The organism is Bacillus sp. YBsi01 (assembly GCF_038406745.1).
GTDB classification, from domain to species: domain Bacteria; phylum Bacillota; class Bacilli; order Bacillales; family Bacillaceae; genus Bacillus; species Bacillus siamensis.
Window position 1 is genome coordinate 3,604,646 of the sequence record NZ_CP151679.1, and the last position, 22,918, is coordinate 3,627,563.

Annotated in this window: 23 protein-coding genes and 2 riboswitches; of the genes, 21 read left to right on the forward strand and 2 right to left on the reverse strand. The window is 48.9% G+C overall.

Going from position 1 to position 22,918, the window contains the following annotated elements:
- Window positions 1-43 precede the first annotated feature (43 nt).
- Window positions 44-145, forward strand: a riboswitch (purine riboswitch).
- A gap of 131 nt (window positions 146-276) precedes the next feature.
- The 17 genes from AADZ70_RS18240 to purD all read left to right on the forward strand — a co-directional run bounded on the left by AADZ70_RS18240 (window position 277) and on the right by purD (window position 16,865).
- Window positions 277-1,599: an NCS2 family permease gene (locus AADZ70_RS18240; RefSeq protein WP_003155780.1), complete on the forward strand. Its 1,323-nt coding sequence runs from the start codon at window positions 277-279 to the stop codon at window positions 1,597-1,599.
- A gap of 197 nt (window positions 1,600-1,796) precedes the next feature.
- The gene (locus tag AADZ70_RS18245) at window positions 1,797-2,579 is read left to right on the forward strand and encodes a hypothetical protein (protein ID WP_342007444.1); all 783 of its coding nucleotides are present in this window, start codon (window positions 1,797-1,799) and stop codon (window positions 2,577-2,579) included.
- Window positions 2,580-2,716: 137 nt separating this feature from the next.
- Window positions 2,717-2,890, forward strand: a complete 174-nt coding sequence (locus tag AADZ70_RS18250; protein WP_188154839.1) for a Fur-regulated basic protein FbpA — start codon at window positions 2,717-2,719, stop codon at window positions 2,888-2,890.
- Window positions 2,891-3,007: 117 nt separating this feature from the next.
- Window positions 3,008-3,562, forward strand: a complete 555-nt coding sequence (locus AADZ70_RS18255) for a DUF5698 domain-containing protein (protein WP_016937019.1) — start codon at window positions 3,008-3,010, stop codon at window positions 3,560-3,562.
- Window positions 3,559-3,756, forward strand: a complete 198-nt coding sequence (locus AADZ70_RS18260; RefSeq protein ID WP_003155772.1) for an NETI motif-containing protein — start codon at window positions 3,559-3,561, stop codon at window positions 3,754-3,756. The genes AADZ70_RS18255 and AADZ70_RS18260 overlap by 4 nt, the downstream gene beginning before the upstream one ends.
- A gap of 78 nt (window positions 3,757-3,834) precedes the next feature.
- Window positions 3,835-3,936, forward strand: a riboswitch (purine riboswitch).
- Between the two features lie 132 nt (window positions 3,937-4,068).
- Window positions 4,069-4,557, forward strand: a complete 489-nt coding sequence (purE, locus tag AADZ70_RS18265; RefSeq protein ID WP_003155768.1) for a 5-(carboxyamino)imidazole ribonucleotide mutase — start codon at window positions 4,069-4,071, stop codon at window positions 4,555-4,557.
- Window positions 4,511-5,692, forward strand: a complete 1,182-nt coding sequence (gene purK, locus AADZ70_RS18270; RefSeq protein WP_049628022.1) for a 5-(carboxyamino)imidazole ribonucleotide synthase — start codon at window positions 4,511-4,513, stop codon at window positions 5,690-5,692. Before purE ends, purK begins: the two co-directional genes overlap by 47 nt.
- Entirely contained in the window at window positions 5,692-6,984 is a 1,293-nt protein-coding gene (gene purB / locus AADZ70_RS18275) for an adenylosuccinate lyase (RefSeq protein ID WP_007408896.1), read from the forward strand. The genes purK and purB overlap by 1 nt, the downstream gene beginning before the upstream one ends.
- Before the next feature lie 75 nt (window positions 6,985-7,059).
- Window positions 7,060-7,779, forward strand: coding sequence for a phosphoribosylaminoimidazolesuccinocarboxamide synthase (gene purC, locus AADZ70_RS18280; RefSeq protein WP_049628024.1), 720 nt, complete (start codon window positions 7,060-7,062; stop codon window positions 7,777-7,779).
- The gene (purS, locus tag AADZ70_RS18285; RefSeq protein ID WP_003155758.1) at window positions 7,779-8,033 is read left to right on the forward strand and encodes a phosphoribosylformylglycinamidine synthase subunit PurS; all 255 of its coding nucleotides are present in this window, start codon (window positions 7,779-7,781) and stop codon (window positions 8,031-8,033) included. Before purC ends, purS begins: the two co-directional genes overlap by 1 nt.
- Window positions 8,030-8,713: a phosphoribosylformylglycinamidine synthase subunit PurQ gene (gene purQ, locus AADZ70_RS18290; protein ID WP_016937015.1), complete on the forward strand. Its 684-nt coding sequence runs from the start codon at window positions 8,030-8,032 to the stop codon at window positions 8,711-8,713. Before purS ends, purQ begins: the two co-directional genes overlap by 4 nt.
- On the forward strand, window positions 8,697-10,925 hold the full coding sequence (gene purL, locus AADZ70_RS18295) for a phosphoribosylformylglycinamidine synthase subunit PurL (RefSeq protein ID WP_342007445.1): 2,229 nt from the start codon (window positions 8,697-8,699) through the stop codon (window positions 10,923-10,925). The genes purQ and purL overlap by 17 nt, the downstream gene beginning before the upstream one ends.
- Complete coding sequence (purF, locus tag AADZ70_RS18300; protein WP_016937013.1) at window positions 10,901-12,331, forward strand: amidophosphoribosyltransferase; 1,431 nt, start codon at window positions 10,901-10,903, stop codon at window positions 12,329-12,331. Before purL ends, purF begins: the two co-directional genes overlap by 25 nt.
- Window positions 12,332-12,421: 90 nt before the next feature.
- Complete coding sequence (gene purM / locus AADZ70_RS18305) at window positions 12,422-13,462, forward strand: phosphoribosylformylglycinamidine cyclo-ligase (protein WP_016937012.1); 1,041 nt, start codon at window positions 12,422-12,424, stop codon at window positions 13,460-13,462.
- The gene (purN, locus tag AADZ70_RS18310) at window positions 13,459-14,046 is read left to right on the forward strand and encodes a phosphoribosylglycinamide formyltransferase (RefSeq protein WP_049628026.1); all 588 of its coding nucleotides are present in this window, start codon (window positions 13,459-13,461) and stop codon (window positions 14,044-14,046) included. Before purM ends, purN begins: the two co-directional genes overlap by 4 nt.
- Complete coding sequence (gene purH / locus AADZ70_RS18315; protein WP_316101377.1) at window positions 14,043-15,581, forward strand: bifunctional phosphoribosylaminoimidazolecarboxamide formyltransferase/IMP cyclohydrolase; 1,539 nt, start codon at window positions 14,043-14,045, stop codon at window positions 15,579-15,581. Before purN ends, purH begins: the two co-directional genes overlap by 4 nt.
- 15 nt (window positions 15,582-15,596) lie before the next feature.
- Complete coding sequence (gene purD / locus AADZ70_RS18320; RefSeq protein ID WP_264819795.1) at window positions 15,597-16,865, forward strand: phosphoribosylamine--glycine ligase; 1,269 nt, start codon at window positions 15,597-15,599, stop codon at window positions 16,863-16,865.
- 112 nt (window positions 16,866-16,977) lie between these two features.
- Here the strand turns inward: purD and AADZ70_RS18325 are convergent, their stop codons facing one another.
- A complete protein-coding gene (locus AADZ70_RS18325; RefSeq protein WP_003155749.1) occupies window positions 16,978-17,208 on the reverse strand; it encodes a DUF2892 domain-containing protein in 231 nt (76 codons plus the stop codon).
- Between the two features lie 122 nt (window positions 17,209-17,330).
- Here AADZ70_RS18325 and AADZ70_RS18330 point away from each other — a divergent pair, with 122 nt between their 5' ends.
- From AADZ70_RS18330 to AADZ70_RS18340, 3 genes are read left to right on the forward strand one after another with little or no spacing between them, the layout of a single operon-like run.
- Entirely contained in the window at window positions 17,331-19,073 is a 1,743-nt protein-coding gene (locus tag AADZ70_RS18330) for an adenine deaminase (protein ID WP_095241964.1), read from the forward strand.
- 24 nt (window positions 19,074-19,097) lie between these two features.
- Entirely contained in the window at window positions 19,098-20,108 is a 1,011-nt protein-coding gene (locus tag AADZ70_RS18335) for a DUF3048 domain-containing protein (protein WP_198698485.1), read from the forward strand.
- A complete protein-coding gene (locus AADZ70_RS18340) occupies window positions 20,095-20,406 on the forward strand; it encodes a YerC/YecD family TrpR-related protein (protein ID WP_003155745.1) in 312 nt (103 codons plus the stop codon). The genes AADZ70_RS18335 and AADZ70_RS18340 overlap by 14 nt, the downstream gene beginning before the upstream one ends.
- Before the next feature lie 34 nt (window positions 20,407-20,440).
- Here the strand turns inward: AADZ70_RS18340 and AADZ70_RS18345 are convergent, their stop codons facing one another.
- A complete protein-coding gene (locus AADZ70_RS18345; RefSeq protein ID WP_342007446.1) occupies window positions 20,441-22,015 on the reverse strand; it encodes an FMN-binding glutamate synthase family protein in 1,575 nt (524 codons plus the stop codon).
- Between the two features lie 195 nt (window positions 22,016-22,210).
- On the opposite strand from AADZ70_RS18345, the gene AADZ70_RS18350 reads away from it, so the two are divergent.
- Entirely contained in the window at window positions 22,211-22,900 is a 690-nt protein-coding gene (locus AADZ70_RS18350; protein ID WP_045926641.1) for a heptaprenylglyceryl phosphate synthase, read from the forward strand.
- Window positions 22,901-22,918: the final 18 nt, after the last annotated feature.

Sequence of the window (22,918 nt, forward strand, 5' to 3'; positions counted from 1 at the left end):
TTTTTTTATTGAGTTTTCAAAATTGAATTGATACAATAGACTCAGAAATCAAATATGCAGATATCGTATAATGGCGGGGATATGGCCCGCAAGTTTCTACCAAGCTACCGTAAATGGCTTGACTACGGATCAATCTCAATCGTTTGATATAAATAATCCATTCTTATTTATTCAGACTGAACGTATGTAGTCAAGCGTCCCAAATGTATTTGGGGCGTTTTTTATTTGGCGGATAACGGGCAGAATAAATGGGAGAGAATGAAGGAGGCAATTGGCTTGAAGCAATTTTTTCAGTTTGATGAGCTGGGGACAAGCTATCGTAATGAAATCATCGGCGGTTTAACGACCTTTTTGTCAATGGCGTACATTCTGTTCGTCAATCCGCTCACATTGTCTTTAAACGGTGTGAAAGGATTTCCGGAAGCATTAAAAATTGATCAGGGCGCGGTGTTCACCGCTACAGCTCTTGCATCTGCGGCCGGGTGTATTTTAATGGGGCTCATTGCAAAGTATCCGATCGCGATTGCGCCGGGTATGGGATTAAACGCGTTTTTTGCTTTCTCTGTCGTACTCGGCATGGGGATTTCATGGCAGGCTGCGCTTTCCGGCGTCTTGATTTCCGGAATTATCTTCGTAGCGCTTTCGCTGACGGGATTGCGGGAAAAAATCATTAATGCGATTCCGCCTGAGCTGAAATTGGCGGTCGGCGCGGGTATCGGTTTATTCATTACATTTGTCGGTTTGCAGGGTTCGGGCATTATTGAAGCGAACTCATCGACTTTGGTATCTATCGGCAATATTCACAGCGGGCCTGTGCTGCTGACGGTTTTCGGTGTTATTGTGACGGTCATTCTGATGGTGCTTCGCGTAAACGGCGGCGTATTTATCGGAATGCTTCTGACGGCGGTTGCCGGTATGATCTGCGGGCTGATTCCGGTTCCGACACACATTGTCGGCAGCGTGCCGAGTCTTGCGCCGACTTTCGGACAGGCGTGGATGCACCTTCCGGATATCTTTTCCGTACAAATGCTGATTGTCATTTTAACTTTCCTGTTCGTCGGATTTTTCGATACGGCCGGTACACTGGTAGCTGTAGCGACACAGGCCGGACTGATGAAGGAAAACAAACTTCCGCGTGCGGGAAGAGCGCTTTTGGCAGATTCAACTTCAATCGTTATCGGAGCCGTGCTCGGTACGTCTACAACGACTTCTTATGTGGAATCCAGCTCAGGCGTAGCGGCGGGAGCGCGCTCCGGCTTCGCGGCTGTTGTGACGGGCATTCTCTTTTTGCTGGCGATGTTTTTCTCACCGCTTCTGTCAGTAGTCACCACGAATGTGACGGCTCCGGCTTTAATTATCGTCGGCGCGCTGATGGTGGCGCCGCTCGGTAAGATCGCCTGGGATAAATTTGAGGTGGCTGTGCCGGCATTTTTAACGATGATTATGATGCCGCTGACGTACAGCATTGCGACGGGGATTGCGATCGGTTTTATTTTCTACCCGATTACAATGATCTGCAAAGGAAAAGGAAAAAGCGTCCACCCGATTATGTACGGGCTGTTCGTCATCTTTATCCTGTATTTCATCTTCTTGAAATAACGGAAAAACCGGCTGAGGACAGCCGGTTTTTTGTTTTTGTCCTATTCCGTAAAACCAATACATAATATAAAACGTCATGTGGGTGTCCGGGTGAAGAAAACCGCTTGACTGATGAAGGACGCTTCGGTACCTTATATAAGTGTTTTATTTTCTTGCTTAACAAATTCCGCCGTATTTTTTTGATAGGAGTTGCTGACATGACGGAAGAAAGAAAAGAAACGTTGGAAGAAGAAAAACAGCATCAGGGAACTGATGAAGAACCGCTCTCGAGAATGTCCAGAAAAGCGGGACGTTATCAAAAACAAAAGAAGAAAGAAAAGGAACGGCGCCCGGCTCCGGCTTTTACGGAAAAACTCGCTTCTGTATGGGCCGCGGTCAAACGTTATTGCCGTTTCGCATTGCGCATTTTGACATCACCGGTGAAGGTCGTTGGAGAAGACGGCTTTTCCCGCTTTAAATATGCTCTTATTTCAATGCTTGTATTCAGTATTTTTTTCTCAATCGGAAATTGGTTTCAGCTGAGGGCGAGCCAGCAGAGACCGCTCGGATACGGGGAACGGCATCACACGTTTTTTGACGGCTTTACCGTCGTTCTCGTGTATTCGCTCGTCTTTTTTGCCGCTGCGGCCGGCGCGGTCTGGCTTGTATCACGCTATCTGCTGAAACAGAAAATTACGATGCGGGATGCGGCCGCGGGAGTCGGTTCACTTCTTGTTCCGGCTGTCGTCTGCTCTATCGTGTGGATGATTTTCGCGATATTGAATCTGCCGGTTATCACCGTGGTGTTTACGGCGCTGACCTTATTTCTGGCTGCATCGGCGATGGTGCAGTTTGTGCAGATTCTGTACAAATCGGCTGAGGATCCTGCCGTCGACGTGATGTACTGTATTTCTGCGGCGGTCATCATCATGCTCGTCTTTACGGCTGTGACATGGCCGCTTATTTCAGAGTACTTTACTGCCTCGCTGATCCCTTTATAAGTCGAAATTTGTCTTTCACAATGTTTACAAATATTTCTAATAAAGCGTGTTGTTTTGAAAAGCCGTCCGATATATGATGGGAGCAACAGAAATTGGAAAGCGGCATTAATCTTTATGATTCGGAAAGGATGATGAGGATGGCCCCGTTGTTGCGAGAAGCCATTAATCGGAAAAAACAGCATCTGAGGACCGAGCTGATCCGCTCAGGGTTATACCAAAACCATGTTCAGGAACTGTCCGGATACACGCTGAGCGAGCTTGAAAAGGAATATGAAGCGGTCAAACGATTGAAGAAAGCTGAGCTTCACTGAAAAGAGTTTGAAAGTCTGCCTTGGGGCGGGCTTTTTTTTCTTTTGAAAATGATCAAAAGAGGGTAAACTATCCTTAATTGAAAGATTGGCTTTTCAAAGTCAGAGGAGGGGGAATCAATGATGCAGACGATTTTATCCAACAGTATAGGTATGGTTCTCATTATTCTCATCATTAATATTATATATGTCTCTTTCTTTACGATCAGGATGATCCTTACATTAAAGGGGCAACGCTATTTCGCAGCAGGCATCAGTACGGTTGAAATCCTTGTGTATGTGACCGGCTTGAGTCTCGTACTCGGCAATCTGAATCAGATTCAAAACGTCATTGCCTACGCGCTCGGCTACGGCCTCGGCGTCATAGTGGGAATGAAAATTGAAGAAAAACTGGCGCTCGGCTACATAACAGTCAACGTCATTACGAAAGAGCTTGATCTGGACCTGCCGAAACAGCTTCGGGAAAAAGGATACGGAGTCACAAGCTGGGTCGCGGGCGGCCTTGAAGGGGACCGGACCGCCATGCAGATTCTGACGCCGCGCAAATATGAGCTTCAGCTGTATGATACGATTAAAACGCTCGATGAAAAAGCGTTTATCATCGCTTTTGAGCCGAAAGCGATCCACGGCGGATTCTGGGTGAAAGCAGTGAAGAAGAGGAGAATTAAGGAATGACAAAACCAAAGAAGAAACGGTTTGAAGTAACGGAACATGAAACGATCGACACCATTCTCACTTTAATGAAGGAAGAGGGCTATATGCCCGTCCGGCGGATGGAAGAGCCGATCTTTACAGAAAAGAAAGAAAATGGATCAATTCAAGTTGTTCCTTGCGGGAAAAAAATCGTATTTGAAGGGAAATTGATCTAAACACGAACATTAAAAGAAAGAATTTTTATATCGTTCGATAATGTCGTTGACATTATCCAAGTCCGTTGTTAAGATAAACATGAAATCAAAACACGACCTCATATAATCTTGGGAATATGGCCCATAAGTTTCTACCCGGCTGCCGTAAACGGCCGGACTATGCAGGAAAGTGATAAACAGCTGACATGGATATCGCAGAAGCGAACGACTGACGATACGCGCGCCATGCCCGGTTTGTATTGCTTCCTCATAGTTGCAATATAAGCCGGGCTTTTTTTTCTGAAAAACAAAGCATGAGAAGGTGGGAACAGAATGCAGCCGCTAGCAGGAATCATCATGGGAAGCACCTCCGATTGGGAGACAATGAAACATGCATGCGACATACTTGACGAACTTCACATTCCTTATGAAAAACAGGTAGTATCCGCGCATCGGACGCCTGATTTGATGTTTGAATATGCAGAAAGCGCAAGAGACAGGGGCTTAAAAGTTATTATTGCCGGAGCCGGGGGAGCGGCGCATCTGCCGGGAATGACGGCGGCCAAAACGACGCTGCCGGTGATCGGCGTACCGGTTCAGACGAAATCGCTTAACGGGCTTGATTCTCTTCTGTCTATCGTACAGATGCCCGGCGGCGTGCCGGTCGCGACGACGGCGATCGGGAAAGCGGGCGCAGTGAACGCGGGTCTGTTAGCCGCGCAAATTTTGTCGGCATTTGACGGTGATATTGCGGATAAACTAGAGGCGAGAAGAAATGCGACAAAACAAACGGTGCTGGAAAGCAGTGATCAGCTTGTCTGATAAAAAAACGATTTTTCCCGGCGCCGTCATCGGCATTATCGGAGGCGGACAGCTCGGAAAAATGATGGCTGTCGCCGCAAAACAGATGGGCTATAAAGTCGCAGTTGTCGATCCCGTGAAAGACTCGCCATGCGGACAGATCGCCGATATTGAGATTACCGCCCAGTATAATGACCGTGAAGCGATTCAAAAATTGGCCGGAGTCAGCGATATCATTACGTACGAATTTGAAAATATCGATTACGAGGCGCTCAACTGGCTCAAAGAACATGCATACCTTCCCCAAGGAAGCGAGCTGCTGCTTATCACCCAAAACAGGGAAACGGAAAAAAAGGCGATCCAGTCAGCCGGATGTCAGGTCGCTCCTTATCGGATCGTAAACAGCAGACGGGAGCTTGAGGAAGCCGTTCAGTCATTGGGGCTTCCGGCGGTGCTGAAAACATGCCGCGGCGGATATGACGGCAAAGGCCAATTTGTCATTAAGGAAGAAGGACAGACAGATGAAGCGGCCGCGCTGCTGGAAAACGGCACGTGCATACTGGAAAGCTGGGTGTCATTCCGGATGGAGCTTTCCGTTATCGTGACAAGATCGGTGCACGGAGAGATTTCAACCTTTCCGGCTGCTGAAAATATCCACAAAAATAATATTCTGTTCCAAAGCATCGTGCCCGCGAGAGCGGAGGAAACGGTTCAAAAGCGGGCAGAGGCGCTTGCCGTTCAGCTCGCGGAGAAATTGGAGCTTGTCGGGCCGCTTGCGGTAGAAATGTTCGTCACAGAAGACGGAGACCTTTTGATCAATGAACTGGCGCCGCGTCCTCACAATTCGGGGCATTATACACTCGACCTTTGTGAAACGAGCCAGTTCGAACAGCACATCAGAGCGGTCTGCGGACTTCCTCTCGGCCGAACTGATCTGCTCAAACCGGGAATGATGGTGAATCTTCTCGGTGATGAAGTGAAGCTGGCGGAGGAGCATACGGAGCTTTTAAGAGAAGCCAAACTGTATTTGTACGGAAAACATGAAATTAAAAAAGGCCGCAAAATGGGGCATATAACGTTTTTGCGGGAGCCTGATGAAAAATGGATTCAGGACATCACGAACATATGGATGAAAAGAGACGGAGGACGAGCATAATGATCGAACGTTATTCAAGACCTGAAATGTCCGCGATCTGGACGGACGAAAACAGATACCAGGCATGGCTGGAAGTCGAGATTTTAGCCTGTGAAGCCTGGGCTGAGCTTGGCGTCATTCCGAAAGAAGATGTTAAAGTCATGCGCGAAAACGCGTCTTTCGACATTAACCGCATTTTGGAAATCGAGCAGGATACCCGCCATGACGTCGTGGCATTCACCCGCGCGGTTTCAGAATCATTAGGCGAAGAAAGAAAATGGGTTCACTACGGCCTGACGTCAACAGATGTCGTGGATACCGCTCTTTCCTATCTATTAAAACAGGCGAATGAGATTTTGCTCAAGGACATTGAGAGATTTGTTGACATTATAAAAGAAAAAGCGAAAGAACATAAATACACGGTCATGATGGGCCGCACGCACGGCGTACACGCGGAACCGACGACATTCGGTCTGAAGCTCGCGCTTTGGCACGAAGAAATGAAACGCAACCTTGAACGTTTCAAGCAGGCAAAAGAAGGGATCGAAGTCGGGAAGCTTTCCGGCGCGGTCGGCACGTATGCAAATATTGATCCGTTCGTAGAGCAGTATGTCTGTGAAAAACTCGGCCTGAAAGCGGCGCCGATTTCCACTCAGACATTGCAGCGGGACCGTCATGCGGATTATATGGCGGCACTGGCTTTGATTGCGACGAGCATTGAAAAATTCGCAGTGGAAATCCGCGGTCTTCAAAAGAGTGAAACACGTGAAGTGGAAGAGTTTTTTGCAAAAGGACAAAAAGGTTCATCGGCTATGCCTCATAAACGGAATCCGATCGGCTCGGAAAATATGACGGGCATGGCGCGTGTGATCCGCGGGTACATGCTGACGGCATACGAAAATGTTCCGTTATGGCATGAGCGTGACATTTCTCATTCATCGGCTGAACGCATCATTCTTCCTGACGCGACAATTGCGCTGAATTACATGCTGAACCGTTTCAGCAATATCGTCAAAAACTTAACGGTATTCCCGGAAAATATGAAACGCAACATGGACCGCACACTCGGTTTAATCTATTCTCAGCGCGTGCTGCTCGCTTTAATCGACACGGGGCTGCCTCGTGAAGAAGCATATGACACGGTTCAGCCGAAAGCGATGGAAGCGTGGGAAAAACAAGTGCCGTTCCGCCAGCTTGTCGAGGCGGAGGAAAAAATCACCTCCCGTCTTACACCGGAACAGATTGCTGATTGCTTTGACTACAATTATCATTTGAAAAACGTCGACTTGATCTTTGAGCGTTTAGGTTTATAGAAGAAGCCAGCCGGAGGCGGCTTCTTCAGCCGCCATAGATTGAATATTCCCAAGATTCGGGTTAGGAGGCCTTCCGTGAATATTAAGAACAATAATCTTCTTTATGAAGGAAAAGCGAAACGAATTTATCAAACAGAAGACGAACAGATTCTCCGCGTGGTCTACAAGGATTCCGCAACAGCCTTTAACGGTGAGAAGAAAGCGGAGATCAGCGGAAAGGGCCGTCTGAACAATGAAATTTCAAGCCTGATTTTCAAACATCTGCATGCTAAAGGAATTGACAATCACTTTGTAGAGCGCCTTTCAGAATCAGAGCAGCTTATCAAAAAGGTAAGCATCATTCCAATTGAAGTCGTGGTCAGAAACTTTGCCGCCGGAAGCATGTCGAAACGCCTCGGCATCCCGGAAGGAACTGAGCTTCCGCAGCCGATTATCGAATTTTACTATAAAGACGACGCACTCGGTGATCCGCTCATTACCGAAGACCATATCTGGCTCTTGAAAGCGGCGGTTCCTGAGCAGGTCGAAACGATCAAATCAATTACAAATCAAGTGAATCCAGAACTTCAGCATATTTTTGAAGACTGCGGTGTCAGATTAATAGATTTTAAGCTGGAATTCGGCTTAGACGCAGAGGGGCGGGTGCTTTTAGCAGATGAAATTTCTCCTGACACGTGCCGTCTCTGGGATAAAGACACGAACGAAAAGCTTGATAAAGATTTGTTCAGACAGAACCTGGGAAGCTTAACCGACGGATATGAAGAGATTTTCAAAAGACTGGGAGGCATTTCATAATGTATAAAGTGAAAGTTTATGTCAGCTTAAAAGAAAGTGTGCTCGATCCTCAAGGAAGCGCGGTGCAGCATGCATTGCACAGCATGACCTACAATGAAGTGCAGGATGTGCGAATCGGAAAATACATGGAGCTGACGATCGAAAAATCTGACCGTGATCTTGACGCGCTCGTGAAAGAAATGTGTGAGAAGCTCCTAGCCAATACAGTCATTGAAGACTACCGATATGAAGTTGAGGAGGTTGTCGCACAGTGAAATTTGCGGTGATTGTGTTACCCGGCTCCAACTGTGATATTGATATGTTCCACGCCGTGAAGGACGAACTCGGCGAAGAAGTCGAGTATGTCTGGCACGAGGAAACAAGCCTTGACGGATTTGACGGCGTGCTCATCCCCGGCGGCTTCTCTTACGGCGATTACCTGAGATGCGGCGCCATCGCCAGATTCGCAAACATCATGCCGGCGGTGAAAAAAGCGGCTGCTGAAGGCAAACCGGTTCTCGGCGTCTGCAACGGATTCCAGATTTTGCAGGAGCTCGGACTTCTGCCCGGCGCAATGAGACGCAACAAAGATTTAAAATTCATCTGCCGCCCGGTTGAATTAATCGTGCAGAACGGCGAAACAATGTTCACATCTTCTTATAAAGAGGGACAATCGATTACGATTCCGGTTGCCCACGGCGAAGGCAATTTCTACTGTGATGACGAAACGCTTGAAAGATTAAAAGAAAACAATCAAATCGCCTTCACATACGGCAGCGATATTAACGGAAGCGTAAGCGGCATTGCCGGCGTCGTGAATGAGAAAGGCAACGTATTAGGCATGATGCCTCACCCGGAGCGTGCGGTCGATGAACTGCTCGGCAGCGCAGACGGTCTTGCATTGTTCCAGTCTATTGTGAAAAATTGGAGGGAAACTCATGTCGCTACTGCTTGAACCAAGTAAAGAACAAATAAAAGAAGAGAAACTCTATCAGCAAATGGGTGTCAGTGATGACGAGTTCGCACTCATTGAATCGATTATCGGAAGATTGCCGAACTATACGGAAATCGGGATTTTTTCCGTAATGTGGTCAGAGCACTGCAGCTATAAAAATTCAAAACCGGTTTTACGCAAATTCCCGACTAGCGGCGAACGCGTGCTGCAGGGTCCCGGAGAAGGCGCAGGAATCGTTGACATCGGTGACAATCAGGCGGTCGTGTTCAAAATTGAATCGCATAACCACCCGTCAGCGCTTGAGCCATACCAAGGTGCTGCGACGGGAGTGGGCGGCATCATCCGTGACGTTTTCTCAATGGGCGCCCGTCCGATAGCTGTATTAAACTCTCTTCGATTTGGTGAACTCACTTCACCTCGAGTGAAGTACTTGTTTGAAGAAGTAGTGGCGGGAATCGCGGGATACGGAAACTGTATCGGCATTCCGACCGTCGGCGGAGAAGTGCAGTTTGACGCAAGCTATGAGGGCAACCCGCTTGTCAATGCAATGTGCGTCGGCTTAATCGATCATAAGGATATTAAAAAAGGCCAGGCGAAAGGTGTCGGCAACACGGTCATGTACGTCGGCGCTAAGACGGGGCGCGACGGCATCCACGGCGCTACTTTCGCATCAGAAGAAATGTCTGATTCGTCTGAAGAAAAACGATCCGCGGTGCAGGTCGGCGATCCTTTCATGGAAAAACTTCTCTTGGAAGCCTGCCTTGAAGTCATCCAATGCGACGCCTTAGTCGGCATTCAGGATATGGGGGCGGCCGGCCTGACAAGTTCAAGTGCGGAAATGGCAAGCAAAGCCGGCTCCGGCATTGAAATGAACCTTGATCTCATTCCGCAGCGGGAAACGGGTATGACCGCTTACGAAATGATGCTTTCCGAGTCTCAGGAACGCATGCTTCTCGTCATTGAACGCGGACGTGAACAGGAAATTGTCGATATTTTTAATAAATATGATCTTGAAGCGGTTTCCGTGGGTCATGTCACGGATGATAAAATGCTCCGCCTCCGCCATAACGGAGAGGTTGTATGCGAACTTCCGGTCGACGCACTGGCGGAAGAAGCACCTGTATACCACAAGCCGTCAGCGGAACCCGCGTACTACCGCGAGTTTCAGGAAACTGAAGTCCCCGCGCCAGAAGTGAAAGATGCGACAGAGACGCTTTTTGCCCTGCTGCAGCAGCCGACAATCGCCAGCAAAGAGTGGGTGTACGATCAGTATGACTACATGGTGCGTACAAACACGGTGGTCGCTCCGGGATCTGATGCGGGAGTGCTCAGAATCCGCGGCACAAAAAAAGCGCTGGCGATGACGACGGATTGCAACGCCCGCTATTTATATCTTGATCCGGAAGAAGGCGGGAAAATCGCTGTTGCCGAAGCGGCGCGCAACATCATTTGCTCAGGTGCAGAACCGCTTGCGGTCACAGACAACCTTAACTTCGGAAATCCGGAGAAACCGGAAATCTTCTGGCAGATCGAAAAAGCGGCTGACGGGATCAGCGAGGCGTGCAATGTGCTCAGCACTCCGGTCATCGGCGGTAACGTATCACTTTATAATGAATCGAACGGAACGGCCATCTATCCGACGCCTGTTATCGGCATGGTCGGCTTAATTGAAGATACAGCACATATTACGACACAGGATGTCAAAGCGGCCGGAGACTTGATTTACGTCATCGGTGAAACGAAGCCTGAGTATGCAGGCAGTGAACTTCAGAAAATGACCGAAGGAAAAATCTATGGCCGAGCGCCTGAAATTGATCTGGACGTTGAAAAAGCCCGCCAAACATCACTTCTTAACGCCATTAAACAAGGTCTGATCGAATCCGCGCATGACGTGTCAGAAGGCGGCTTGGGCGTGGCGATAGCAGAAATCGTCATGACGACGGAACACCTTGGCGCGAACGTGACTGTAGAAGGGGAAGCGGCGTTATTATTCTCTGAGTCTCAATCCCGCTTTGTCGTTTCCGTGAAGAAAGAAAACAAGGCGGCGTTTGAAGCGGCTGCGGCAGATGCCGTTCATATCGGTGAAGTGACAGGAGACGGACAGCTGACGATCCGAAGTCAAGAAGGACAACAATTGGTTCACGCGCAAACGAAAGAACTTGAGCGCGCGTGGAAAGGAGCTATTCCATGCTTGCTGAAATCAAAGGCCTGAATGAAGAATGCGGTGTGTTTGGCATCTGGGGTCACGAAGAGGCTCCGCAGATTACGTATTACGGCCTGCACAGTCTGCAGCACAGAGGACAGGAAGGCGCCGGCATCGTGGCGACCGACGGCGAAAAACTGACGGCGCATAAAGGGCAGGGGCTTATTACCGAGGTTTTTCAAAACGGCGAACTGAGCAAAGTGAAGGGAAAAGGCGCGATCGGCCACGTCCGCTATGCGACGGCCGGCGGAGGCGGATATGAAAATGTCCAGCCGCTCCTGTTCCATTCGCAAAACAACGGCAGCCTCGCGCTCGCCCATAACGGCAACTTGGTCAACGCCACACAATTGAAGCAGCAGCTTGAAAACCAAGGGAGCATCTTTCAGACTTCCTCCGATACGGAAGTGCTGGCTCATCTGATTAAACGCAGCGGCCACTTTTCACTGAAGGATCAGATCAAAAATTCGCTGTCCATGCTGAAAGGCGCTTACGCCTTTTTAATCATGACAGAAACAGAGATGATTGCAGCGCTTGACCCGAACGGACTCAGACCGCTCTCGCTCGGCATGCTCGGCGACGCTTACGTCGTGGCATCAGAAACATGCGCATTCGATGTGGTCGGCGCGACATACCTCCGCGAGGTAGAGCCGGGCGAAATGCTGATCATCAATGATGAAGGCATGAAATCAGAGCGTTTCTCCATGAATATCAATCGTTCCATCTGCAGCATGGAGTACATTTATTTCTCAAGACCTGACAGCAATATCGACGGCATTAACGTGCACAGCGCCCGGAAAAACCTCGGGAAAATGCTTGCTCAGGAGTCCGCGGTTGAAGCGGATGTCGTCACAGGCGTGCCTGATTCCAGTATTTCTGCTGCCATCGGCTATGCCGAGGCAACGGGCATTCCGTATGAACTCGGTCTCATTAAAAACCGTTATGTCGGCAGAACGTTTATCCAGCCGTCACAGGCTCTCCGTGAGCAAGGCGTGAGAATGAAGCTGTCGGCCGTACGCGGTGTTGTTGAAGGAAAACGGGTCGTCATGGTTGATGATTCTATCGTGCGCGGAACGACAAGCCGCCGGATTGTTACAATGCTCAGAGAAGCGGGAGCGACAGAGGTGCACGTCAAGATCAGTTCACCGCCGATCGCCCATCCGTGCTTCTACGGCATTGACACATCAACCCATGAGGAGCTGATCGCTTCCTCCCATTCCGTGGAAGAAATCCGCCAGATCATCGGTGCCGACACGCTGTCTTTCTTAAGTGTAGACGGATTGTTAAAAGGAGTCGGCCGAAAATTTGAAGACACCAATTGCGGACAATGCCTCGCTTGTTTTACAGGCAAATATCCGACGGAAATTTATCAGGATACAGTGCTTCCTCACGTAAAAGAAGCGGTGCTGACAAAATAAAATTTGAAAATGATATAAAGGCAGCGCGAGTTCAGGCTGCCTTTCTCTTTCTGCCTTTAAGGAGAAACGAATTAACAAGGAGTGATAGGGATGTCTGATGCTTATAAAAATGCCGGAGTCGACATCGAAGCCGGATATGAAGCCGTCAAACGAATGAAAAAACACGTGGAGCGCACGAAAAGGCTCGGCGTTATGGGAAGCTTGGGCGGTTTTGGCGGAATGTTTGATCTGTCAGAGCTCCCGTATCAAAAGCCTGTTTTAATTTCAGGAACAGACGGTGTCGGCACCAAGCTGAAACTCGCATTTTCAATGGATAAGCATGACACGATCGGCGTCGATGCGGTCGCGATGTGTGTAAACGATGTGCTCGCCCAGGGAGCGGAGCCGCTGTTTTTCCTTGATTATTTGGCAGTCGGCAAGGCCGATCCGGTGAAAATTGAGCAGATCGTTCAAGGTGTGGCAGACGGCTGCGAGCAGTCAGGATCAGCGCTTATCGGCGGTGAGACGGCGGAAATGCCGGGGCTGTATACAGCTGATGAATACGATATTGCCGGATTTTCAGTCGGTGTCGCGGAAAAAGACGAAATTGTCACCGGTGAACATATCGAAGAAGGGCATCTCTTAATCGGACTTTCCTCAAGCGGCCTTCACAGCAACGGTTTTTCCCTTGTGAGAAAAGTGCTTCTTGATGATGGCGGGCTTGATTTGGATACTGTCTATGAACCGTTTGCGCGGCCTCTCGGAGAAGAATTGCTGGAACCGACAAGAATATATGTGAAACCGGTGCTTGAGGCGGTGAAAAGCGGTAAGGTGGACGGCATGGCGCATGTGACAGGCGGAGGATTCATCGAGAACATCCCGCGGATGCTGCCGGACGGATTGAGCGCGGAAATTGATCACGGATCATGGCCGATCCCGCCGATTTTTCCGTTTTTACAGGAGCACGGCAAGCTGAAAGAAGAAGACATGTTCAATGTCTTTAACATGGGCATCGGTTTTGTCCTTGCCGTTAAAGAAGAGGACCTGACAGACGTTATCGAAACGCTTGAAGCTCAAGGCGAAAAGGCTTATTTGATCGGACGGGTCAAACGCGGCGAAGGCATTTCTTTCGGCGGTGCAGCTCTTTCATGAAGAAATTTGCGGTATTTGCTTCAGGAAACGGATCGAACTTTGAGGCCATTGCCAAACGTATGAGAGAAGAGAAGTGGGACGCGGAGCTCTCCCTTCTCGTGACGGATAAGCCCCAGGCAAAGGCTGCGGAAAGGGCGGAGGCTTTACATATCCCGTCATTCGCCTTTGAGCCGTCAGCTTTTGCAAACAAGGCTGCCTTTGAACGGGCCATTATTGAACAGCTTCGTCTGCACGGAGCGGAACTAATCGTTCTCGCCGGCTATATGAGACTGATCGGAAATACGCTTCTTGAAGCTTACGGGGGCCGCATTGTTAATATACATCCTTCGCTTCTGCCGGCATTTCCGGGAATTGACGCTGTCGGACAGGCGTATCGGGCCGGTGTGAAAGTGGCCGGCATTACCGTTCATTACGTCGACGAAGGCATGGACACCGGACCGATTATCGCGCAAAAAGCATTCGAGATACAGGAAAACGATACGCTTGAAGATATAGAACATACGATACACGAGCTTGAGCACAAATGGTATCCAAGCGTTGTGAAACAGCTGCTGGGACTAAATAACAGAGGTGAAAAGGCATGACAATCAAACGCGCACTAATCAGTGTTTCTGATAAAACAAATCTCGTACCTTTCGTAAAGGAACTGACAGAGCTCGGCGTCGAAGTCATTTCGACCGGAGGAACAAAAAAACTTCTCCAGGAAAACGGTGTGGATGTCATCGGCATTTCGGAAGTGACCGGATTTCCTGAAATCATGGACGGACGGTTAAAAACGCTCCATCCTAATATTCACGGCGGACTGCTTGCCGTAAGAGACAATGAAGAGCATATGGCGCAGATCAATGAGCACGGCATTGCCCCCATTGATCTTGTGGTCGTCAACCTTTATCCGTTTAAAGAAACGATTTCAAAAGAAGACGTAACATATGATGAAGCGATAGAAAACATTGATATCGGAGGCCCCGGTATGCTGCGCGCCGCATCGAAAAACCATCAGGATGTGACGGTCATCACAGATCCGGCCGATTACAGCTCAGTGCTCAATGAGATCAAAGAACACGGCGGCGTTTCGCTTAAAAGAAAACGCGAGCTTGCGGCCAAAGTATTCCGCCACACCGCGGCATACGACGCATTAATCGCTGATTACTTAACACGCGAGGCCGGTGAGAAAGACCCTGAGCAATTCACCGTTACATTTGAAAAAAAACAATCGCTCCGCTACGGCGAAAACCCTCACCAAGAGGCTGTTTTCTATCAAAGCGCACTGCCTGTCTCCGGTTCCATCGCGGCGGCAAAACAGCTTCACGGCAAAGAGCTTTCTTACAATAATATTAAGGACGCGGATGCGGCCGTTCAAATCGTCCGGGAGTTTGCAGAACCCGCGGCTGTTGCCGTTAAACATATGAACCCGTGCGGAGTCGGTACGGGAGCTTCAATTGAGGAAGCATTCAATAAAGCGTATGAAGCTGATAAAACGTCCATTTTCGGCGGCATCATCGCGCTGAACCGTGAAGTTGATCAGGCAACGGCTGAAGCTCTTCACGGCATCTTTTTAGAAATCATTATCGCCCCTTCTTTCAGTGAAGAAGCGCTGAACGTACTGACGGCGAAGAAAAATCTTCGTCTGCTCACGCTTGATGTGAACGCATCAGGAAAGAAAGAAAAACAGCTGACTTCCGTACAGGGCGGCCTTTTGATTCAAGATTTAGACGTGCACGGATTTGATGACGCCGACATCAGCATTCCGACAAAAAGAGAGCCGAACGAGCAGGAGTGGGAAGATCTGAAGCTCGCCTGGAAAGTCGTCAAACACGTGAAATCCAACGCAATCGTTCTTGCAAAAGACCATATGACGGTCGGTGTGGGCGCAGGACAGATGAATCGCGTCGGTTCAGCCAAAATCGCCATTGAGCAGGCCGGAGAAAAAGCAAAAGGCAGCGCGCTCGGTTCAGACGCGTTTTTCCCGATGCCGGATACAGTCGAAGAAGCCGCAAAAGCGGGCGTCACGGCAATTATCCAGCCCGGCGGATCGGTCCGCGACGAAGATTCAATTAAAAAAGCGGATGAATACGGCATCGCCATGGTATTCACCGGCATCAGACATTTCAAACATTAAGGGGAGGAACGAAGCGTGAATGTATTGATTATCGGTAAAGGCGGCAGAGAGCACACACTGGCTTGGAAAGCGGCGCAAAGCCCGCTTGTTGACACGGTGTACGCCGCGCCCGGAAATGACGGTATGGCGGATTGCGCGACGCTGGTCAGCATCGAAGAAAGCGATCATGCCGCACTCATCGCCTTTGCGAAAGAACATCATGTCGGCCTGACGATTATCGGCCCCGAAGTTCCTCTGATCGAAGGGATAGCGGATGAGTTTGAAAAAGCCGGACTGCTTGTTTTCGGACCGTCCGAAAAAGCGGCAATCATTGAGGGAAGCAAACAGTTTGCCAAGGATTTAATGAAAAAATACAGCATTCCGACGGCGGAGTATGAGACATTTACTTCATTTGAAGAGGCGAAAGCTTATGTGCGGCAAAAAGGTGCGCCGATTGTCATTAAAGCTGACGGGCTTGCGGCCGGAAAAGGTGTAACGGTCGCGATGACGGAAGAAGAAGCGATTGAATGCCTGCACGATTTTCTTGAGGATGAGAAATTCGGCGAGGCGAGCGCATCTGTTGTCATTGAAGAGTTCCTCGCCGGCGAAGAATTTTCCTTAATGGCGTTTGTGAAGGGGGAGACCGTCTATCCGATGGTGATCGCCCAAGACCATAAGCGCGCCTTCGACGGAGACAAAGGGCCGAACACGGGCGGAATGGGCGCCTATTCACCGGTGCCGCACATTTCCGATGATATCGTCAAAAGCGCCGTCGAAACGATTGTGAAGCCGGCGGCAAAAGCAATGGTGAAGGAGGGACGCTCCTTCACGGGCGTGCTGTACGCGGGGCTGATTCTGACGGAAAACGGATCAAAAGTCATTGAATTCAACGCGCGCTTCGGAGATCCGGAAACACAGGTCGTCGTGCCGAGAATGGAATCAGACCTTATTCAGGTGCTTTTGGATCTGCTGCATGAGAAAGATGTTGACCTAAGATGGAAGGATACGGCCGCCGTCAGCGTTGTGCTGGCTTCTGAGGGCTATCCTGAAAGCTATGCGAAAGGCACACCGATCGGCGGTTTGACGGCCGCTGAAGACGGGATCGCCGTTTTTCATGCCGGAACGAAAAAAGCCGGCGGCCAATTTGTCACAAACGGCGGCCGGGTCGCCAATGTCACAGCATTTGCTGAAACATTTGAAGCGGCGAGGGATAAAGTGTACAGCGCCGTTTCAGGGCTGACAAAACCCGGACTGTTTTACAGAAGCGACATCGGCGCCCGTGCGCTGAAAGCTTCGCAGCGATAAAGAGGGAAACCCGCGTCATGTAACACGCGGGTTTTCTTCTGAAAGGACGACTAATTTTGTCGATTTACTGTGAGAGATGATTCTTCTCGGAATAACAAGCCGTTGCGGCTTGTTATTTTTCTTGCTGATGGCTGTCATCCTGATTCATTCCGGCCTGGAACATATATGTCACCGGACAGAAGCGGAGGATGCCGGACGCCGCTTTCATCGCGCCCATCATCATACAGAAGAGATGCATCTTGCACCAAGGTTTCCTCGTATATTTCGCTGACGCAGCAGACAAAATGGTGAGGCCGCAAGTGATGCGCATAACGGCGTTCAATAAACTGATATTCGGTTTCATCATTTCAGCTCCCTTAGAAAAAGTTTTTTCATTCATCTTCAATAATTTGTAACGTTTCAGCCGTGCGATAATTGTGCGGATGTGATACGATGGGTCTAATATAAGCGAAGGAGAGTATGTGAATGTCCGAACGTACCTTTAACTGGAAAAATAAAGACATCAGATCACAGGCGGATGTTGTAGACTCAAAGCTGCTTCCAACGCTGCTTTTACGGGATGCTCTCGTATTAAATCCTTTTTTAAAACAATGGCTGAAAAAGAACGTCTGGATTTACGGAGACCGAATTGTATATGTTGGTGATGAGATTCCTGATGCAGCAGAGCACATTCATACCATAAATTGTGAAGGAAAATACATTGTGCCAGGTTACATTGAACCGCATACACATCCTTTTCAAATATATAATCCCCAAACGCTCGCCGAATATGTGTCTCAATTCGGAACAACGACGTTTGTTAATGATAACTTGTTTTTTCTTTTGAACAGCGGCAAAAAGAAAGCGCTTACTATATTAGAGGAACTGAAAAAACAGCCGGTGCAATATTTCTGGTGGTCCAGATACGACCTGCAGACAGAAGTGCTGAATGAGGATCAGCTGCTTTCTTATGATGTCCGTAAACAATGGATTGAGCACCCGGATGTCATTCAAGGCGGAGAATTGACCGGGTGGCCGCGCCTGATGGATGGCGATGACTTAATGCTTCATTGCATGCAGGCGACGAAAAAACTGCGCAAGCGGATTGAAGGGCATTTTCCCGGCGCTTCTGAGAAAACATTGACGAAGATGAAATTATTCGGAGCTGATTCCGACCACGAGGCCATGAATGGTGACGAGGTGATGAGACGGCTTGAATTGGGCTACTATGTTTCACTCAGACATTCATCCATCCGCCCTGATTTGAGAACGATATTGCAGGATCTCCATCAAAAAGGCTTCCGGCATTATGATCATTTCTTTTACACGACGGATGGGGCGGCGCCGCATTTTTATAAAGGCGGCATGACGAATGAATTGATCAAAATCGCTTTGGAGGAAGGGGTTCCGGCGATTGACGCCTACAATATGGCGTCTTTTAATATCGCGAAGTATTATCAGATGGATGACTTTCTCGGTGTGGTCGGTCCGGGACGGCTTGCCTCATTGAACATTCTCGACGACCCGATGAATCCGGACCCGGTCACGGTGATCTCCAAAGGCATCCTGCTGAAAGAAGACGGCCGAAATATGAAGGCGTTTACAAAAATGGATTGGAAAAGAGGCGGTCTTGTCCCTCTTGAGCTTTCATATGATATGACGATGGATGATTTACAGTTTTCAATGCCGATGGGTGTGAAAATGCGCAACGCGGTCATTATGGAGCCGTATATGATTGCGATTGATAATTCTGTTGACCAGCTTTCTTTTGATCATGATGAAAGTTACCTCACGCTTCTCGATAAGCATGGAAAATGGCGGGTCAATACAATGCTGAAAGGTTTTGCCGAGCGGGTGCAGGGCTTTGTCAGTTCTTACACGACAACCGGAGATATTATCGCTGCGGGAAAAAATAAGGAAGATATCCTGCTTGCTTTCTCACGGATGAAAGAAATCGGCGGCGGAATCGTGCTTGCCGAAAACGGGAAGATTCTTCATGAAATTCCCCTTGCCTTGAACGGTTCTGCATCTGCGGAGAGTTTTGAAGACGTGCTTGAAAAAGAGCAAAAGCTGAGGACTTTGCTTGAGGAGCGGGGCTACCGATTCTGCGATCCGATCTATACGCTGCTCTTTTTGCAGAGCACACATCTGCCTTATATTCGCATTACGCCGAGAGGAATATTCGACGTGATGAAAAAAACTGTACTCTTTCCATCGATAATGCGTTAAAATATAAAAGCAGGGAGCCGACATATGAAAAGATGGAAAACCGTTTGTATGCTTTGTTTTGCGTTTTTGCTGCTTGCCGCCTGCCGGCAGAATGATGCCGATCAGGTGAAGCCGAAAGAGGCGGAAGCTCCTTTAACGGGGTTAAAAACTGAGCGGAAGCTTGCAGAACGCCGTCCGATTGCAGTTATAGTGAACAATCATCCGAAGGCGAGGCCCCAATCCGGGCTGTCAAAGGCGGATGTTGTCATCGAAGCGCTCGCGGAAGGCAGGATTACGCGGTTTCTCGCGATTTTTCAGAGTGAGATGCCAGAAACGGTCGGGCCTGTGCGGAGCGCGAGGGAATACTTTGTCACCCTCAGCAGCGGGTTTAACAGCATATTTATCCATCATGGCTGGAGTCCCGGCGCTAAAAAGCAGCTGGAGTCCGGTGCTTACGATTATATAAACGGTTTGGATTTTGACGGAAGCCTGTTTTGGCGGGCCGATTTCAGCAAGCCGCCCCACAATTCCTATACGTCTTATGACAATATCAGAAAGGCGGCGGAACAAAAAGGATACAAGCTGAACGGAAAAACAAAACCGCTTCCATTTCAGACATCAGAAGCAAAACCAGGAAACGAAACCTACAATATTCGGATAGATTATGGAACACAAAACGTTACAAATCTTGTCGAATACGATTATGATAAAAAAGCTGATACTTATACAAGAAGCTCTGATGGTGTGAAAGCGACAGACCGGGAGACCGGAAAGCCTTTAGCCATGCGCAACATTTTTATTGTTGAAGCCGGCCATCGCATGACAGACAAAGATGGAAGGCGGGCCATCGATATTCAATCAGGCGGGAAAGGCCTCCTGATTCAGCACGGCGATGTTATTGAGTCAGACTGGGAATACAAAGACGGCCGTATTCTGCCCGTTAAAGGCGGTGAGATTCTTCCGTTTGTGCCGGGAAAGACATGGATTAATATCGTTCCTGATCTCGATGCAGCTTCCATTAGTAAAGGAGAAGTGTTTGACGATGCAAATCGATAAATTACGCGGAAAAGAACTGGACCAGTTATTTTTATCTATTTTATCGCTTAAAGATCTGGAGGAATGCTATCGTTTCTTTGACGATCTTTGTACGATTAATGAAATTCAATCGCTGGCGCAGCGTTTGGAAGTGGCAAGAATGCTCCGCGAAGGAAATACGTATCACAAAATTGAAAGCGAAACGGGTGCTTCCACAGCGACGATTTCCCGAGTGAAGCGCTGCTTAAATTACGGAAATGACGCCTATGAAATGGCGCTTGACCGTGTAAACAAAGGGGAATCTTCCTCAGCAACGTAAAAAACCGACCTGCCGGTGACGGCAGGCGGTTTTTTTATGCGTGCTGATCCATAAGGCCGGGAAGTTCCCTCAGGCTTCCGTCTTTCTCCCGGTATACGATGTGTTCAGCTGAGAAATGAATCGGCGAGCTGAGGCCCGCCGCCGCGGCAAGGTGAAACAGCCCTTCACGCAGGGAAAGCACGTAGTTGCAGACGCGGTGCTGTTTGTCTTCGATACTGAGCGCGCGCTGAAGTTTTGGATCGGTTGTCGCCACTCCGACAGGACAATGATTGGTGTGGCATACTTGAGCACGGATACAGCCGACTGAAAACATCATTCCCCGGGCAATATTGACAAAATCCGCGCCTAGCGCGAGGGCGACGGCAATCTTATCCGGAGTGAGCAGCTTTCCGGATGCGAAAATTTTCAGCTTATCCCTTATACCGTATGTCTTCAAAAGGCTGTCAACAAGGGGGAGGCCGGTCAGAATCGGCAGGCCGACGGAATCCGCCAGCTCATGGAAAGAAGCCCCGGTTCCCCCTTCACTGCCGTCAATCGTAATAAAGTCGGGATGTTTGCCTGATGAACTCATGCAGGAAATAAGATCTTCAAGGTCTTTGCGGCTGCCGGGGACAATTTTAATGCCGACCGGTTTTTCACCTACAGTCCTTAATTTCTCAATGAAATCAAGCATGTCCGGTACATTTGAAAATTCGTTGAAGCGGTTGGGACTGTCAATGGATTGTCCGGGCTGCACATTCCTGATGGCGGCAATTTCTTCGGTCACCTTTGAGCCGTCAATATGCCCGCCTCTTGCTTTCGCCCCTTGCGCAAGCTTTAATTCAAAGGCTTTAATCTGCTCGAGACGGCTTTTTTTCTTAAATTCTTCCCAGGAAAATTCTCCTTCTTCGGTGCGGACGCCGAACAGCCCCGGGCCGATTTGGCAGATAATATCCGCGCCGCCTTTCAGGTGATACTCTGACAGGCCGCCTTCGCCTGTATTCATCCATGTGCCTCCGGCTTGGTGCAGCCCTTTTGACAGGGCGGTAATTGCCCGGTCGCCAAGTGAGCCGTAGCTCATCGCTGATTGTCCGATTAATCCTTTTACATAAAACGGCTTCTTACATGTGTCACGGCCGATTACTTGCACATCGTCCGGATGCAGGTAATAAGGGTCTGCTTTCGCTTTTTCACGGTGCTCGCTGCGTTTCAGCAGATTGTCTTTGTCAATCTTGTATACCATCGTCTCGATCTTCGGCGTCTGATCTGTGCGCAGTTCCTCCCTTTGTTTCGGGAAGAGGGCGTTACGGATATAATAGCCCGGCTGATCGAAATCCCGTTCCGATCCGAAGCCCATCATTCTGCTTTTATACTTTCCCGACATGACTGTCTGTTCATATTCTCTCCGGGAAAACGGCTGTTCTTCGTTATCATTGCTGAACAAATACTGCCGCAGCTCAGGCCCGATTTTTTCAAATATATAACGCAGCTTTCCCGTTACGGGATAATTGCGCAGCACTGAATGCTCTTCCTGCTTTTCGTCTCTTATGTATATCCAAAGAAACAATGCGGCGGGAACTAAAATAATCAAAATTAATATACAAATCAGTACGATAATGGCTTGTTCCATTGAAATCAGACTCCTTGCCTTTTTTCTCTTTGACATTCCACATTTTGTCTTTTTTGAAACATAGGCGTATCCCAGCAGGCGGAGCGCAATCTTTTTTTGTGAATCAGGTGAATGACGTCTTTTTCCGTTTTTCCGGGCCAAATGAATTTGTTATAATGTTTAAATGGCAAGAAACGAATGGAGGAACGAAAACGCATGTACGATGTTAACGAGTGGAAGCACGTTTTTAAACTCGATCCGAATAAAGATTTACCGGATGAACAGCTGGAACGGCTTTGTGAATCAGGGACTGACGCCATTGTGATCGGAGGAAGCGACAATGTCACCGAGGACAATGTGCTGAGGCTGATGTCAAAGGTGCGGCGGTTTTTAGTGCCGTGCGTACTTGAGGTGTCAACGATTGATTCCATTGTGCCCGGGTTTGATCTTTATTTCATTCCGAGTGTGCTTAACAGCAAAAATGCGGACTGGATTGTCGGCATGCACCACCAGGCGATGAAAGAATACGGCGAGCTCATGTCAATGGAGGAAATCGTGACGGAGGGCTATTGCATCGTCAACCCTGATTGTAAGGCGGCCGCTTTGACGGAGGCGGATACACATATAGAAACAGAAGATATTCTCGCCTATGCGCGGGTCGCGGAGAATTTGCTTCATCTCCCGATTTTTTATCTGGAATACAGCGGGATGCTGGCGGACATAGAAACAGTGGAGAAAACGAAGGCTGTGCTGGACAAGTCCGTCCTGTTTTACGGCGGCGGCATTAAAGACGCGGAAACAGCGGAACGGTTCAGCCGTCATGCCGATGTCATCGTTGTGGGAAATGCCGTATATGAAGATTTTGATCAGGCGCTCAAAACGGTGGCGGCTGTAAAGACAAAGTAGCCAAGCGGACGAATTTGA